This is a genomic window from Natronorubrum bangense, assembly GCF_004799645.1.
GTDB classification, from domain to species: domain Archaea; phylum Halobacteriota; class Halobacteria; order Halobacteriales; family Natrialbaceae; genus Natronorubrum; species Natronorubrum bangense.
In genome coordinates, this window is the sequence record NZ_CP031305.1 from 2,015,948 (window position 1) to 2,030,404 (window position 14,457).

At 63.2% G+C, this 14,457-nt stretch carries 16 protein-coding genes; 4 read left to right on the plus strand and 12 right to left on the minus strand.

Annotation, left to right across the window (positions count from 1 at the left end):
- The first annotated feature begins 414 nt into the window (after positions 1-414).
- Both DV706_RS10095 and DV706_RS10100 read left to right on the plus strand, forming a co-directional pair.
- Complete coding sequence (locus DV706_RS10095) at positions 415-2,076, plus strand: bacterio-opsin activator domain-containing protein (protein WP_049889623.1); 1,662 nt, start codon at positions 415-417, stop codon at positions 2,074-2,076.
- Positions 2,077-2,319: 243 nt separating this feature from the next.
- Positions 2,320-3,270, plus strand: a complete 951-nt coding sequence (locus DV706_RS10100) for a phytoene/squalene synthase family protein (protein WP_006064732.1) — start codon at positions 2,320-2,322, stop codon at positions 3,268-3,270.
- A gap of 171 nt (positions 3,271-3,441) precedes the next feature.
- Here the strand turns inward: DV706_RS10100 and DV706_RS21750 are convergent, their stop codons facing one another.
- The 4 genes from DV706_RS21750 to DV706_RS10115 all read right to left on the minus strand — a co-directional run bounded on the left by DV706_RS21750 (position 3,442) and on the right by DV706_RS10115 (position 7,009).
- Positions 3,442-3,603, minus strand: coding sequence for a hypothetical protein (locus tag DV706_RS21750; RefSeq protein ID WP_006064731.1), 162 nt, complete (start codon positions 3,601-3,603; stop codon positions 3,442-3,444).
- Between the two features lie 92 nt (positions 3,604-3,695).
- Entirely contained in the window at positions 3,696-4,580 is an 885-nt protein-coding gene (gene cruF / locus DV706_RS10105) for a bisanhydrobacterioruberin hydratase (RefSeq protein ID WP_006064730.1), read from the minus strand.
- Positions 4,573-5,445, minus strand: a complete 873-nt coding sequence (locus DV706_RS10110; RefSeq protein WP_006064729.1) for a prenyltransferase — start codon at positions 5,443-5,445, stop codon at positions 4,573-4,575. The genes cruF and DV706_RS10110 overlap by 8 nt, the downstream gene beginning before the upstream one ends.
- Positions 5,446-5,458: 13 nt before the next feature.
- The gene (locus tag DV706_RS10115) at positions 5,459-7,009 is read right to left on the minus strand and encodes a phytoene desaturase family protein (protein WP_006064728.1); all 1,551 of its coding nucleotides are present in this window, start codon (positions 7,007-7,009) and stop codon (positions 5,459-5,461) included.
- A 240-nt stretch (positions 7,010-7,249) separates the two neighbouring features.
- On the opposite strand from DV706_RS10115, the gene DV706_RS10120 reads away from it, so the two are divergent.
- Positions 7,250-7,948 carry an SDR family oxidoreductase gene (locus DV706_RS10120; protein WP_006064727.1) on the plus strand — a complete coding sequence of 233 codons (699 nt, stop codon included), beginning with the start codon at positions 7,250-7,252 and terminating at the stop codon, positions 7,946-7,948.
- Between the two features lie 102 nt (positions 7,949-8,050).
- Here the strand turns inward: DV706_RS10120 and DV706_RS10125 are convergent, their stop codons facing one another.
- The 3 genes from DV706_RS10125 to DV706_RS10135 all read right to left on the minus strand — a co-directional run bounded on the left by DV706_RS10125 (position 8,051) and on the right by DV706_RS10135 (position 10,079).
- Positions 8,051-8,302, minus strand: coding sequence for a translation initiation factor eIF-1A (locus DV706_RS10125; RefSeq protein ID WP_004216827.1), 252 nt, complete (start codon positions 8,300-8,302; stop codon positions 8,051-8,053).
- Between the two features lie 142 nt (positions 8,303-8,444).
- Positions 8,445-8,957, minus strand: coding sequence for a hypothetical protein (locus DV706_RS10130; protein ID WP_049889634.1), 513 nt, complete (start codon positions 8,955-8,957; stop codon positions 8,445-8,447).
- 87 nt (positions 8,958-9,044) lie between these two features.
- Positions 9,045-10,079 (minus strand): amidohydrolase family protein, encoded by a 1,035-nt coding sequence (locus tag DV706_RS10135; RefSeq protein WP_193787976.1) that lies wholly within the window; start codon positions 10,077-10,079, stop codon positions 9,045-9,047.
- A 116-nt stretch (positions 10,080-10,195) separates the two neighbouring features.
- Here DV706_RS10135 and DV706_RS10140 point away from each other — a divergent pair, with 116 nt between their 5' ends.
- The gene (locus DV706_RS10140; protein WP_049889632.1) at positions 10,196-10,738 is read left to right on the plus strand and encodes a nucleoside-triphosphatase; all 543 of its coding nucleotides are present in this window, start codon (positions 10,196-10,198) and stop codon (positions 10,736-10,738) included.
- A 43-nt stretch (positions 10,739-10,781) separates the two neighbouring features.
- Here the strand turns inward: DV706_RS10140 and DV706_RS10145 are convergent, their stop codons facing one another.
- The 5 genes from DV706_RS10145 to cobT form a co-directional block, all read right to left on the minus strand.
- Entirely contained in the window at positions 10,782-10,997 is a 216-nt protein-coding gene (locus tag DV706_RS10145) for a hypothetical protein (RefSeq protein ID WP_006064723.1), read from the minus strand.
- 105 nt (positions 10,998-11,102) lie between these two features.
- Positions 11,103-11,519 carry a hypothetical protein gene (locus tag DV706_RS10150; RefSeq protein WP_006064722.1) on the minus strand — a complete coding sequence of 139 codons (417 nt, stop codon included), beginning with the start codon at positions 11,517-11,519 and terminating at the stop codon, positions 11,103-11,105.
- An 83-nt stretch (positions 11,520-11,602) separates the two neighbouring features.
- Positions 11,603-12,379 carry an adenosylcobinamide amidohydrolase gene (locus tag DV706_RS10155; RefSeq protein ID WP_006064721.1) on the minus strand — a complete coding sequence of 259 codons (777 nt, stop codon included), beginning with the start codon at positions 12,377-12,379 and terminating at the stop codon, positions 11,603-11,605.
- Positions 12,376-13,446, minus strand: coding sequence for a threonine-phosphate decarboxylase CobD (gene cobD, locus DV706_RS10160; RefSeq protein WP_006064720.1), 1,071 nt, complete (start codon positions 13,444-13,446; stop codon positions 12,376-12,378). Before cobD ends, DV706_RS10155 begins: the two co-directional genes overlap by 4 nt.
- Positions 13,436-14,455, minus strand: a complete 1,020-nt coding sequence (cobT, locus tag DV706_RS10165; protein ID WP_136350857.1) for a nicotinate mononucleotide-dependent phosphoribosyltransferase CobT — start codon at positions 14,453-14,455, stop codon at positions 13,436-13,438. The genes cobD and cobT overlap by 11 nt, the downstream gene beginning before the upstream one ends.
- Positions 14,456-14,457 lie beyond the last annotated feature (2 nt).

Sequence of the window (14,457 nt, forward strand, 5' to 3'; positions counted from 1 at the left end):
GGTGGTGTGGTGTGACACGCTGATCTCTTTTGAGGGTGTCTACGGATGTGTACAAAAGTGTTGGTCGAGTCATCATTTCTCCTGACCTATCGTCTCGAGACAGCTGTAGCCAGTCCGTGCGTTTCGGACGGGGATCGCGGCGGAACCTGCGCAGCAATCACGGATCTCCGCGCTGTCTATTGGCGGTCACGGCTCGACTCATACGGTCTGCTGTACCGATGTACCGACGTGATCGAGATCGTCCGTCGATCGCGCCGAAACTGACGTCTCGCAGATCGGATCAACCGTTGCGATATGGTTCAAAGACGGGTGAAGATGTTCGAAGAGGCCGTCGACGAACTCGAGCCAAGCGAACTGGCGGCCACCTCGGATCACCCGGTTTCGTTATGTGGCTCAAGCGCGAATCGCCTGCCAATGGAACACCGGCACGAACTCGCTGAAGCGACTCTCGAGACGCTGCCGATCACCGTTGCTGTCATCGATACGGATGGCGAGATCCTGCTGACCAATCAGGCGTGGCGCGAGTTCGGTTCGGACGGGAACCGGACGGACCACCTCGGCGTCGACTATATTGCGACTGCCGCAATCGACGACGACGACCATGCCAGATGCGCCATCGATGGTCTCGAGGCGGTCATCGACGGTGAGCAGGAGACGTTCTCCATGGAGTACCCCTGTCACACACCCGAACAGAAGCAGTGGTTCCTGATGCGAGCCAACCGGTTTACGATCGACGGCGACGTCCGAATCTCGATCGTCCATCTCGAGATTACCGACCGCAAACTGGCGGAACTCGCCGTCGAGGAGACCACCGCCGAACTCCGCGAGGAACATCAGGCGCTCGAGCACGTCCTCGAGCGCGTCGATGGCCTGCTTCGGGATGTCACTGACGCCGTCGTCGGTGCACAGACACGCGACGAGATCGAACAGCAGGTGTGTGCGCGTCTCACCGAAACCGAGCCCTACGTTCTCGCCTGGATCGGTCGAGCAGACGTGACGAACAATCGACTCTCGCCACGCGAGTGGGCACGCAGCGGTGAAATTCCACTCGAGGACGGCGACCTCGTGCTTCGCTCGGACGCCAGCCATCCAGCCGTTCAGGCACTCGAGACGGGCGAGCCACAGGTGCTTCAGGACCTTGAGACGTTTTCGGAGGCGGACCACTGGTGGCCGACAGGGGCCGGCACGGCGTTTCAGTCGGTCGCTGCACTTCCGTTGACCTACGGCGATGTCACGTACGGCGTGCTCGTTCTCTTCGCCTCGAGGCCGCATGCCTTCGCCGAACGGGAGCGGCTCGTTCTCGAATCGCTCGCGGGGACGATCGCAACCGGCATGAACGCGATCGAGGCGCGACATATGCTTGCGAGCGATACTGTCGTCGAGGTCGAGGTCGAGATCGAAGATCCGTCGCTGTTCGTGACGGCACTCGCGACTGAACTCGAGGCGACGATTACCTACCGAGGACTGACCTACGACAAGGACGGAACACCGATTGCGTTTTTCCACGCCGATCGCACTGTCGACACCCCTCCCGCGGCGGGGCCGATCGAGGGCGTAACTGACGTGCGGATTCTGTCGGCGTACGACGAGGGAGCACTCCTCGAAGTTGCCGTTCGCGACAGCGTCGTGACGGCACTGTCCGAACACGGGGCATCACTCCGGCGATTCGACGCCAGTGCCTCGGAGGGACATACGACGCACCCGACAGCGACCGGCGAAGCGTGTGCCGATCTCACTATTGACTTCCCGAACGGCCAGTCTGCACGCTCGGCGTACGACCTGCTCGAGCAGCGCTACGACACTGTCGAACTGATTCGCTACCACGAGACTGGCCACCCGACTGAAACGCCACAGAACATGGCAGCACGGCTGGAGTCGTCGCTTACCGATCGCCAACTGACGGCGCTTCGGAAGGCCTACTACGCCGATTACTTCGAGTGGCCACGCAACGTTTCGGGCGAAGAACTCGCCCGGTCGATGGATATCTCTCGCTCGACGTTTCACCAGCACCTCCGGACTGCCCAGCAAAAGCTCCTCGACGAGCTGTTTGAGGGGGATCGGCCCGAATCACAGTAGCGTTCGAAAAGCGACCCTGAGGCTGCGCAGCGATCTCTGCCCTCTTATCGAGTGCATGATATTCGGGTTCATGTTCCGTTGACTGAACCTGCCATACGAATATATTGCTGAGTAACAACTGCAGTTTTGAATTAATTCACCTGACAGGAACAGTCATACACCCCACTAGTGAGGGTGAGGTATTTTATACGTATCTGTCGTATCATCGTCATCCCTCCGCAGCTAGCGGGTATGAGACTGAGAATGCAACAGGAACATATTGATAAAGGCAAGGCGATCCAGAAGCAGACCGGTAAAACGTTCTACCTCGCAACCAGATTCCTTCCGAAACGGGTCCGCCACGCCACGCACGTCCTCTATGCGTTCTTCCGGATCGCTGATGAGGTCGTCGACGATGCAGCTGGCGTCCCACCCGACGAACAGCGGGCCGAACTCGAGGCGCTTCGCGAACAGGCCCTCGGCAACACCGACCCTGATGGTCCCGTCCTCGAGGCGTTTACCGAACTCCGTCGGGAGTACGACATCGCTGATGCCGAAATCGAGACGTTTATCGATGCGATGCAGTCGGATATCGACACCGACCGCTATGAGACGTACGACGACCTCGAGACGTATATGCGCGGTTCAGCCGCTGCTGTCGGCGTGATGATGACCGCGATTATGGACCCCAAGGATCGGGAGACGGCGCTTCCACACGCCGTCAAACTCGGCGAGGCGTTCCAGATGACGAACTTCCTGCGAGACGTTCGTGAGGACATCATCGAACGCAACCGGATCTATCTGCCACAGAAAACGCTTCATGCACATGGCGTCTCACCCGAACAGATCGAACGCCTCAAGCACTCGGAGTCGTTCGCGTCGGTGATGGCCACGGAGCTCAAGCGAACGGAAGAGCTCTATCGGGAAGGCGTTGCTGGCATTCGGTATCTGCCCGAGGACTGTCAGCTTCCCGTGTTGCTTGCGGCTGTCCTCTATGCGGAACATCACACTGTCATCCGTAATCTGGAGTACGACGTTCTCAGTCACGAGCCGGAGCTGTCGTCGGCCCGAAAGCTCTGGTGTCTCGCCAAGACTCGATGGCACTGGCACTGGAACCGCGATCCTGAAGCCGTCTTCCAGCGTGTCTCGGCCGTTCCCGCACTCGAGACGGATCGAAGCGGACCCGGACACGGCGGTCGCGTGCCGACGCGATAAGCCAGCGTCCGACCCGCAGTACCGTGAGCTCCGTCTCAGGCTGCGAGACCCACCGTCGCGCGGCATCAACCGGCGACCGACAGAGATCGGTGAGTGTGTGGTCCGCCGAACCAGCACCGTTCACTCTCGAAGCACGGCTCGATAGATGCGAGTGGAACCCCTTGCCAAGGCTCACTCCGAGATATCCGTTTCAGTCTGGGCTTCGGTTTCGGCGACCACGAACTTCGCCAGTTTCTGTTTCGTATGCACCGTGACGAGATGGTCTTCTAAGTTCCGATCACGCGACGGCACGTCGTGACAGATCGGACACACGATACTGTCTCTAGTTGCCATATGACATTCTCTGTGTCGAGGAACAAAAGCGTAGAGCACGCATGTTCGGCCTGCGATATCCTCGTCACCGGTTGGCGGCGCTCTCGTGGCGTTCAGGATTCGCGACCGCTGAGTCCACTCGAGGGGAGCGCCTGCCGGATCAGGTCGCGATCGTAGCGGTCGGTTTGGAACAGGCCGAGACAGAACAGCCCGGCGACGCCGGCGGCCAGCCAGTTGCTATAGAGGACGTTGATCGCGCCCCAGAGCAAGACGAAGCTCACCAGATCGTCGAGAATGAACTCACACTCGCGAACGCGCTCGAGCAACGACTCACGATCGAAAGCGAGATCGACGAGAACGACGGCGACGGTGCCCGAAATGACCCAGCCAACGTAGTTCGACACCGGGACGCCGTAGTAGACGCCGGCAGGGTTGAACTCCCAGAAACCGATCGCAACGGCCGCCGGATCGAGGACGAGATCGATCGCGACGACGGCGACGATCGCACTGAGCACTCTGATGAGTGGGTTTTCGCTCCACTCGCCGAGGACCAACAGCGTGAGCAGGTAGGCGTTCAGTACCAGCGGGATAAAAAACAGCGGGAGCGCCAGTGGCACGTCGCCAAACAGCATCGGCCCCAGTTGGATCGTGTACTCGAAGGCGCCGTAGGGCCAGTCAGTCCGTACGCCGACGATCTCGATCGCATACGTGTACGCCGTCAGCAGGCCGAGCAAGCCGAGTGCCCACCAGCCGATCTTCGGGAGCAAGCCGACGACTAACGGCGAGCGCATCACCATCGTCCCGAAGAGAATCAACAGCGGATTGTACGCGAGCGGCTCGGGAAGGAGCCCTTCGGCGCTTGCAACCAGTGTGACCGCGCCAATAACCGGAAAGACGACGGCGATAGTAAAGCGATTCTCGCGGATGATCGCCTCGAGACGGCGCTGGACGGTCGTCCGTGTTGTGTCGGTCCGTAACTGTGAGTCGTGATTAGCCATGGAGTAGCCTCCAGAGTCCACCCATCGTCAACGCTGCACCGACGACTGTGTTGATCGCCGGGAACCACCAGTACGCTCTGTCTACGGCGACGCTCGAGGAAACGAGCAGCCCGATCAGTCCAGGGTAGACGAGCATGAGCGCGCCGAGTCGGGGATCGAGCAGGCCGAATGCGAGCGCACTCGCGAGCCAGACGAGTCCACAGTAGGCGTAGGTTCGTGATTCGCCTAAAACCGTCGCGGTCGTTTCGATCCCCGTCTTGCGGTCGGGTTCGATGTCAGGAATCGCCGAAAACGTGTGCATCCCCATCGCCCATAGCCAGCCGCCGACGACGGCGAGTGTGGGTGGCTGTGTTCCCGCGACGGCGGCGTAGGCCGCGGCTCCTGGCATGATATACAGGCCGTTCGAGACCGAATCAAGCAGCGGCGTGGTCTTGAATCGGATCGGTGGGGCGCTGTAGGCTGCACCGAGGACGAGAAAACCGACGAGCCAGGGCCACGCCGCTGTGGGGATGAACGGAACCAGCGCCAGCGGGAGCAGCGCACAGACCGCTACCGCGAACGGCACGACCTGCTGGCCGCGATAGCGAGCCTCTTTCGTCTCCTTTTTCGGGTTCGCGGTGTCGACCTCGCGATCGTAGATGTCGTTGATCCCATAGAGGAAGACGTTCCCTGGAACGAGGAAGTACGCGAACAGCACGACCGCGGCCGGCGCGAACAGTTCGCTGGTGGTGTTGGCAGCGTACGCGACACCCACGAGTACCGGCCCCGCCAGATAGAGCCAGAATCGGGGCCGCGACAGCGTCAACAGATACGAGAGCTGTGTGATGAACCCGTCGTCGCTCGAGGCCGTCGACCCCGTTATCATAGCTGTCCTCCGATCACTGTCCTGCTGGCTGGCCGTAGTCTTCGAGGACGCTTTCGGCAGTCAGGTCGCCACTGATGAGGCACATTGGCATTCCGATGCCGGGTGTCGTGTCGCCACCGACGAAGTAGAGACCGTCGACCTCCTTAGAGCGGTGTGGCGGCCGGAACAGCGACGTCTGCCGAAGTGTGTGGGCCAGTCCGAGCGCCGTGCCGTCGTAGCTGTTGTACCGACTGGCGAAGTCCTCGACACAGAACTGTTCCTCGAAGACGATCCGCTCGCGCAGGTCGGTCCCGGTGTTGGTGGCGATATCCTCGAGAATCAACTCGCGGTACTCGTCTCGGATCTCGGGGGTGTCCTCGAGGCCGGGGGCGATCGGCACGAGGACGAACAGGGCGCTGTGGCCGTCGGGGGCGACGGTGTCGTCGGTTTCGGAGGGGACACACAGGTAGTAGGCGGGCTCGTCGGGCCAGGCTGGGTCCTCGAAAATTTGCTCGAAGTGATCCTCCCAGTTGGTCGGGAGGACGAGCGTGTGATGGGCCAGTTCGTCGACGTCGCCTTCGACGCCGAGATAGAGCAAGAACGCAGAGGGCGCGTACGTGCGTGAGTCCCAGTAGTCGGCGTCGTGGCCGCGCGACTCGGGTGGCAGAAGCTCCTGTTCGGTGTGGGCGTAGTCGCCGTTGCTGACGACCAGGTCCGGCCGCAGCGGGCCCTGTGGCGTGTCGACGAGAAACGCCCCCTCTCGGCCTTTGATCGCCGTCGCCGGCCGGTCGGTGTCGTAGGTAACTCCCAGCTCGCGTCCAAGGTCGACGAGCGCATCGATGACTGCCCCGATTCCGCCCTCGGGGTACCAGACGCCGAGGTTGAAATCGACGTGGCTCATCAGATTGTACAACGCTGGCGTGTTCGTCGGCGAGCCACCGAGGAACACCAGCGTGTACTGCATGATCTGCTGGAGCTTCGGGTGATCGAAGTAGTTCTCGACGTGGCCCTGCATCGACCCCAGCAACGAAAGGCCGCGGGCTTGTCTGGCCACATCCAGCGTGAGGTAGTCACGCAACTGCGTCCGATCCTCGTAGACGAAGTGTTTCATGCCGACCTCGTAGTTCTCGCGGGATTTCTCGAGGTAGCGCTCTAACGCATCACCTGCACCCGATTCGTACTCCTCGAAGACGCGTTTGGTGCGCTCGAGATCCGGCGTGATGTCGACCTTGTCGCCGTGTGCTCGCGGGCTCTGCCCGCTCGCATCGTTCGCGGAGCTTTGCTCCGCGCTATCTTTGAAAAAGAGCCGATAATGTGGGTCGAGATGCGTCAGCTCGTAGTAATCCGACGGCGTTCGGTCGAAGTCGGCGAAAAACCGCTCGAAGACGTCGGGCATCAGATACCACGACGGCCCCATATCGAATCGGAACCCGTCTTTCTCGAGGCGGCTCGCTCTGCCGCCTAGCTGTTCGTTCTTTTCGATGACGTGGACGTCGGCGCCTGCGTCAGCGAGATAACACGCTGTCGAGAGGCCTCCAACACCAGCCCCGATCACGACGACGGACTCACCGGCCAGCGATTTCATAGTGTACATGAATGTCGACGGACGCATAAACATACAGCATACCCACGTAGGGGCGGTCGAAAGAACCAGACGAGACCGTCATAGACGGTTTCGACGCCGAGCCGTGCCAGAAGTCCTGTCGAACAGCCAGCCAGTTCCCCACCAGTGGCGACGATTCCCCGGACTGTCACTGTAACAATCGGCGGTCTCGTTCACACTGTGAGGTGCTAGGTTCCTGTACTCTCCGGTCGTACTCTCTCCATGGACGAGTTGACAGTCGTTATCACTGGTGGCACCCGTGGAATCGGTCGCGCCGTTGCCGAAGCGTTCGCTGAGGGCGGTGCGACGGTCGTCGTTGGCGCTCGAGACGGCGATGCGGTCGCGGAAACCGTCGACACACTCGAGGCTGCGGGGGGCGTTGCAGCTGGCGTTCGAACCGACGTCCGCGACGAACTGGATCTCGAGCGACTGGTCGAGACCGCGTCTCGAGCCGGCGAGACTGGCGGCATCGACGTCGTCGTCGCCGCAGCAGGCGTCTATCACGGTCAGCCGAGTGCGACGCCGATTGATGACGACTCCTATGCGGCCGTTGACGACCACTGGCAGATCAACGGACGTGGCGTGTTCGCGACGATTCGGGAGTCACTCCCGCATCTCAACGACGGTGCGCGTGTGCTCGTGCCGACGGGATCGATCGCTCGCGAGACGAAACCGGGCTACGGCTCGTATGCGATCTCGAAGGCGACTGCGGAGGCTGTCGCTCGAGGGTTCGCGGCCGATACCGACTACACCGTCGGCTGTCTGGATCCGGGACAGATTGCGACGGAGCTGTCAGGTGGGGTGGGGCGCGATCCGGCGTCGATCGCGGAGATGTTCGTCTGGGCGGCGACGGAAGCCGATCCCGAGACGATCGATGGGGCTGTCGTCGGGTTACGGGAATGGAAACAGGCAACACGCTGAAAAGCCGTACGCTCGGCTGCTGGCTGGAGTATTGAAAACGCCGTCGCTCGTCTGTCGGTGGTCGTCTGCAGTAAAATCTCGTTTAGTTGCCGAAACCGAGGTTCAATCGATGTGGCCTTCACGACGCAGTTGATCTGCGTCTTGGCTAGTGTAGCGCCACTCAATGGTGGCCTTTTCGTCTTGCCAATCCCAGGGCTCGGCGACGACGATGTCGTCTTGCTCGATCCAGGTGCGGTATTTCATGCGTCCTGGGATGCGGCCGAGTCGTTCCTCGCCATCTTCACAACGGAGCTGAACGTGGTTGCCTCCAAGGTGTTCGGTTACGACGGCGAATACTTCATCGCTGTTGGGCATACGGAGGTTCCGTCGCCCGGATTCTTCTGTCACATGCTCACTACGAGGGGAAGACATTTAAACCATTGGAGACGTGTGGTAACGTTCAACTCAGTATCCGCCCGCTCGGCACAGTTCAGCGAGCAGGTGTCTCACTCGAGCCCTACAGTTCCCGGTCCGAATCGGGGTTTTCGAGCTCCCAGAGCACCTCGGGCAGGAACGCCTCGAGGTTGTCGATAACGACTCGGTCGCTCACGTTCAGCCCCTCACAGTGGTCGTGGGCTGAGTCTCGAATATCGACGTGGAGGTCGCCGTCCTCGAGCCAGACGCCGAGTGGGAAGACCGAACAGCGCGTGGGTTTCCAGTCTTCCTCGAGATGGAGGGTACAGAGGCCGTCTTCGCGCAAAAATGCACAGGCACAGCCGTCCTCGGCGACGTGGTCGTCGCGGGCTTTTCGTTCGCGGGTGACGAACTTCTCGCCGCGAAACTCGGTCGTCGTCTCGGCGAGATTCGCCCGCTGGGCGAGCTCGAGTAAGTCCTGGTCGTAGAGCAACACCCCGTGCTGGCAACACCAGGTGCAGTCTTCGACACACTCGAAGGTAAGCTCGGGATCGAACTCGACGACGACTTCGCGGTCGGGGTAGACCTCGACGCGTCGCGTAGCGTCAGCGCTCACATTGACGCGGATGGGCCAGAACGGCAAGTGCCTTTCTTCTCGAGCCGTCGATTGCGGAGATGTCTGCTCGTCCGAGCAGCCACAGACTCACCGAAGCAGGGATGCTGCGTTCCGATAGCGGATATCTGCCCACGCATCTGTGGGAAGGTCGAATCGATCGAACAGCGTGACCTGTGGCGTCTCTTGATCTGGATGGAGGTAGTCTGTGCCAAAGAGTAGCTGGCCGTGATGGTCCTCGAGAAAGTCCTGTGCGTACGCCTCGTCACGCGTGAGGGCGTTCCAGCCCGAAATGCCCGAAATGTCGCCGTAGATGTTGTCGTATGTGTCGAGCAGTTCGGGGACCTGTCCACCGGGCTCGATCGGCCCTGACGGATACTCGCCACGGTCGTCCCAGCTGACATCTGCGGAGATGTGGGCCCACCACGCGTGGGCATGAGCGATGAAATCGACCGCCGGATAGGAGGCCAGCATCTCCTCGAGTCGGGGAAGGCCGACCTCATCCAGCATCGCTTTCTCGTCAGTGTGAAAGAGGATCGGCAGCCCGTGGTCGGCACACAGTTCGTACAGCGTCTCGAGTCGTGAATCGTCGATCGGCAACCCGACTTTCAGTTCACCGAAGCCACGGGCTCCCTGATCGATGTAGCGCTCGAGCAGGTCCGTGACGGCTCCGAAGTCGTCCTCGTAGACCAGCGTCCGTGGATCGACCGTACAGAAGGGGATCAGTCGGTCTGGATACGACGCAACCTGCTCGAGTATCCACCAGCTCGGTGCCTGAACGGGGTAGCTCTCGGGCGAGTCGAGCGCCAGAACGACGGCGCGGTCGATGCCGTGCGTGTCCATCCACGAGACCAGTTCGTCGGCGTCCAGTGGCTCCCTGTCGAGCGTCTCGTCGGGGATCAGATGCGTATGGATGTCGATCAATGGCTGGTCGGCGACTCTCTCCTGGGTCGGTTCGACTCGAGGCTGTGGCTCGGCGTTGGGCGTCGTTCCGGTAGTCACAGTCCGCCCGGAGCCAACGAAGCCGACAGCGCCGGTGAGGCCGACGCCACCATGCTGGAGTATCCGCCGCCGCGTCGTGGTGTTCTCGGATGACTCTCGTCCGCCCGCTCGAATGCGCGTCACGAGCGAGTCTCCCACGACGCCAGTAAAAACGATAGCGGGGACTCATCACGATTGCGACAGGTTTGTGACGGTCTGGGTTTGAATAGATCGAGCGCGAATGTCACACAGTGGTCTCGATGCCGCACAACGCACTCATCACCGGCCCACCACGCAGCGGCAAGACGACTGCCCTCGAGCGCACTGTCTCGCGTCTTCGGACAGCCGGCTACTCGGTTGGCGGCCTCTCAGCTCCAGACCGCCGTAAGGACGGCGAGCGTGTCGGCTTCGAGCTCGTCGACATCGCGAGCGGTGATCGCGAGGTGATGGCCGACGTCGCATATACTGCTGGCCCTCGCGTCGGCACCTACCGCGTCGACGTCTCGGCCATCGATCGCCTCACGCGGACGGCGCTGCCAGCAGCGCTCAGGTCGGCGGACTGTATCGTTATCGACGAAATTGCCCCGATGCAACTCGAGAGCGAGCGCTTCGTTCGGGAGACGAAACGCGCCCTCGAGTCGCCGACGCCGGTACTCGCAGCGATCAAAGACGGCGAGACGGACGGCGGTATCGGCGATGTCAAACACCGGACGGATACGGAGCTGTTTAGGGTCGAGCCGGCCACGCGAGATGCGCTTCCCGAAACGCTGGCCGCGTGGGTTCGGTCCGTCACACAGCCCTGAGAGCGTATCTGACTTCCGCCGAGACTCGAGGCGATCGGTCTCTCTACTCCTCGAGGACGAGATACGTCCGTCCACCGCGGTGCTCGAGTGAGACGACATCGGTATCGACGTTCGACTCGACGAACTCGTCGATGCCGGCGGTGTGGATATCGGTGACGTCGATTCGACGGCGCCGGGACTCGGACGCAACTGTAGCGGGTCCCTCGTGTCCGTCCGTCAACTCACTGCGGTCGTCAGTACGGTCGACGATCAGTGCCATACTGTTCAGTGAGTCGGACAGTACGTCAATTCGATCCAGCCGGAGTGAAAGTGAAAGTGCGGGACAGCATCGATGACTCGAGCACAGCCGCTGTGAGCGGTTCGATTAGCCGATCTGTTTGAGTTCGACCAGATGCGGCCCGTCGTCGGTGTCGATCGTGGTCGCCTCGAGGATCGATTCGCGCGCTCGAGCCTGCCACTCCTCGACAGCGTCGGCGTGGCGTTTGCGAATCTCGTCGCTTGCCGCAGACATGGCATCCTCGAGCGTCGCCTCGAGACGGGGGTAGTCCTCGAGGACGTCGCTCTCGATGACGGATGCCGGCGGGATGTGGATAGCGCCCGTCAGCTCGGTATCATCGCGCTGGTAGACGTGGATCCGGGCGCGCATCCGGCCGTGAAACGGCGGCGTCACCCGGAGCACAGCTTCGCCCGGGTTCTCCTGGGTGTAGGCGTAGGCGCTGGCAGCGTCCCCCGGCGAGAGTGCAAGCGAACGGATCGTCGTCGGATCGTCGTCCTCGGCCATTGTTCGACCGTTGGACTCGAGGTGGGTTAACGTTTCGAGCCAGGGGTCGGAATCAGTCGTAACAGTCTACGGCTTTGGCCCGCTCAGTCCTCGAAGGCGGGCTGAAAGACGGTCGCCCGAATCTCAGTCGAGACGCCGTAGGGGGCGTCGGAAACGGCGTCGGGGAGTTCGGAGTTACAGCCCTCATAATGTGCCCGAAGGGTGGCACGCAGCGCCTCACGAACACAGGCTCGAGTCGCCGCGCCGACGTCGGTGCCACTACCCGAGAAAGACACCTGCTCGCCTGTCGGGTCATGGCCGGTGATGATCGCGTCCGTCGTCGTGCCCGGATAGCCGGTTTCGGCGAGCAGCGTCGCGGCTTTCGCCTCCGCGGCGACGGCGACGAGGTTCGCCAGCGCACCGGGGGCGAGCGCCTTCGTCGTCCCGACGATGATGTTGACCGTTCCGTGGCCTGGGCGCTGCTCATCACCGGCCGAGACAGGCTGCTCACCCTCCTCGTCGGGGTCCATCGGTAACGCGGCCGGGTTCGAGATGCCGGCCGTCGCGTAGGCCGTCACGGAGCCACACCGGGCACCGCAGGCATCGCGCTGTTTGGCCCCGGTCAGCAGCGCCGGGCCAACGTCGGTCTGGCCCTGCTCGTGTTCGGACGCCTCGGCGAAGCCGGCTTGCTCGAGCCGTTCCGCGATGTACGTGTCGAGGTCCGTTCGATTCCAGCCGTCCGGCACTGTGACGTTGTAGACCGCGTCTGCCGTCCGTCGGCCGCCGTTCCACCCCGTCGAAAGCCACTCGGTTCCGGGTCGGGAGACGCGGAGAACCCCCGCCCGCCGAACCGCGTCGTAGGCTGGCTCGCGCCTGGTCATTCGTTTGGTGTCGCGCCGTCCGCTTCGCTTTGTTCGTCGGCCTCGAGCACGTCCAGTGCCGCGAGCAGCCGATCGTTCGCCGCCCGATCCTTGACCGCGACGCGGATGTGTGACTCGAGGCCACGAAACGTCGTCGCGTCGCGAATGGCGACGCCGTCCGCGCGGGCCGACGCGATCACGTCGTCGACGGCGCGGTCGCCGACGTTACAGAGCAGGTAGGGAGCCTCAGAGGCAACGACATCGAAGCGTCGCTCGAGCGCCTCGTGCATTCGGGCTCGCTCGCGGGCGACCCGCTCGCGAGTCTCGCGGACGAACGCGTCCTGGCGTAGACAGTAGGCACCGACGCTGGCGGCGGGCGTGCCCAGCGACCACGCCCGACGAGCCGTCTCGAGGGTGTCGCGCTGTTCACCGCTCGCGACGGCGAAGCCCGCCCGTAGCCCCGGGAGCCCGAACAGCTTGGTGAGCGAGCGGGCGACGATCACGTGGTCGGACTCGAGGCCGGCCGCCGACGGACGGTCGGTAAAGCCGAGAAACGCCTCGTCGACCAGCAGCGTCGTCTCGTGCTCGCCACAGCGGGCCGCAAACGCAGCCAGTTCGTCCGCGTCGGCCACCTCGCCGGTCGGGTTGTTCGGCGTACAGACGACCGCCAGCGCAGTTGACTCGAGGATGTCGCCCTCGGTCTCGAGGATCTCGTCGTGGGGGACGAACTGCGGCGATGCACCCTGTAGCCCGACCTCGCGGGCGTACTCGCCGAAACTCGGATACGGAACCAGCGCGTCGTCGCCGGACTCGAGCGTGATCGCCATCGCCAATCGAATCGCGGCCAGCCCCCCGGGTGTCGGGATCACTCGCTCCGGCGCACAGCCGACGAACTCGGCTGCCGCGGCCCGGAAGTCGGGATAGTCGTCGTCGGGGTAGCGACGCGCCCCCTCGAGCGCGCGCTCATAGACCGCCGCGACGCCGTCGGGCGTGTACGGGTTGGTGTTCGCCGAGAAATCGAGCACGTCGGGATCGGTGTCGCCGCCGTGAGGGACACGCTCGCCCGTCCGGACCGACTCAGGGTTCACGCTCGGCCTCCGGCTCCGAGTCGGCGTCGTCGATGCCGAGTCGGGCACACACCGTCTCGAAGCGATCCAGAACCTCGTCGAATCGGTCGTCGGGAACGAGCGCGATCGCACCGCCCATCGCGACGCCCTCCTTTGCTTCGCCGGCACAGTAGCGTTTCATCGAGACGTGGTTGCGAGTGTCGAAGCCGGGATCGGTGACGGTCAGCTCACAGTCCAGTCGCGCGCAGGTCTCGCCGAGTCGGTCGCCCTGTTCGTCCGCGACGAAGGAGGTCGTCGCGATCGACAGCGGCGCGTCGACGTCGGCGTGGCGAAGGAGCGCCGCGACGGCGACCATCTGGGTCCCGCCGGCGAGTGTGACGTCGATTCCCGCCTCGAGCGCGCCAGCGGCGATTCCCGTGACGGTCGCCTGCACTGGGTCGCCGACGGCTCGGATCGCCTCGACCGGCTCGCCCTCGAAGCTGCCGGGCGCGGCGTCGCTCGCCTCGAGTGCCGCGTCGACGACCTCACGTTTGCGCTCGATCGGGTTTTCCGGCAGTGACGAGGAGACGCCGGCCGGTTCGCCGAGGGCGGTGAGCACGCCGAGTGCGGTCGTCGTCCCGCCGGGGACCGTTTCGCCGATCATGAGTTCGTCGTCGGGCAGACTCGAGCCGTACGTGTGCGCGCGGTCGAAAATCGCCGCGGCGTCGGGGACGGCCGCGGGCTCACGGATGTCGTCGCCGGGTTCGACGCCGAGATCGACGGTGGGCGCGGCCGTCGGCTGGGCGAGGCCAGCGTCGACGACGGAGAGGTCGAAGTCGACCACCTCGCGGACGGCCCGCGTCACCGCGGCTGGCGTCGGACAGCCGTTCGGGCTGACCGGCGTCACCGGGGCGACCGTCGGCTCGCCGTATGCAAGGATCTCGACGTCTGCGGAGGGTGTGTGTTCCATCAGCTCCGGGGCGGCTCCGGCAGCGCTGATGCCGTCGATCAGCCCCGTCTCGGTCGTGCCGGCAGGGAGGATGACGCGCATCG

Bases quoted from the DNA above. Each gene is read 5' to 3' on its own strand.
- DV706_RS10125 (WP_004216827.1), bottom strand. From the start codon at position 8,302: ATGCCCAACAGCGATGAAGTATTCGCCGTCGTAACCGAACACCTTGGA.
- DV706_RS10115 (WP_006064728.1), bottom strand. From the start codon at position 7,009: ATGAAATCGCTGGCCGGTGAGTCCGTCGTCGTGATCGGGGCTGGTGTT.
- DV706_RS10145 (WP_006064723.1), bottom strand. From the start codon at position 10,997: ATGGCACTGATCGTCGACCGTACTGACGACCGCAGTGAGTTGACGGAC.
- cobT (WP_136350857.1), bottom strand. From the start codon at position 14,455: ATGCGCGTCATCCTCCCTGCCGGCACGACCGAGACGGGGCTGATCGAC.
- DV706_RS10110 (WP_006064729.1), bottom strand. From the start codon at position 5,445: ATGATAACGGGGTCGACGGCCTCGAGCGACGACGGGTTCATCACACAG.
- DV706_RS21750 (WP_006064731.1), bottom strand. From the start codon at position 3,603: ATGGCAACTAGAGACAGTATCGTGTGTCCGATCTGTCACGACGTGCCG.
- DV706_RS10155 (WP_006064721.1), bottom strand. From the start codon at position 12,379: ATGACCAGGCGCGAGCCAGCCTACGACGCGGTTCGGCGGGCGGGGGTT.
- DV706_RS10140 (WP_049889632.1), top strand. From the start codon at position 10,196: ATGCCGCACAACGCACTCATCACCGGCCCACCACGCAGCGGCAAGACG.
- cruF (WP_006064730.1), bottom strand. From the start codon at position 4,580: ATGGCTAATCACGACTCACAGTTACGGACCGACACAACACGGACGACC.
- DV706_RS10100 (WP_006064732.1), top strand. From the start codon at position 2,320: ATGCAACAGGAACATATTGATAAAGGCAAGGCGATCCAGAAGCAGACC.
- DV706_RS10150 (WP_006064722.1), bottom strand. From the start codon at position 11,519: ATGGCCGAGGACGACGATCCGACGACGATCCGTTCGCTTGCACTCTCG.
- DV706_RS10095 (WP_049889623.1), top strand. From the start codon at position 415: ATGGAACACCGGCACGAACTCGCTGAAGCGACTCTCGAGACGCTGCCG.
- DV706_RS10120 (WP_006064727.1), top strand. From the start codon at position 7,250: ATGGACGAGTTGACAGTCGTTATCACTGGTGGCACCCGTGGAATCGGT.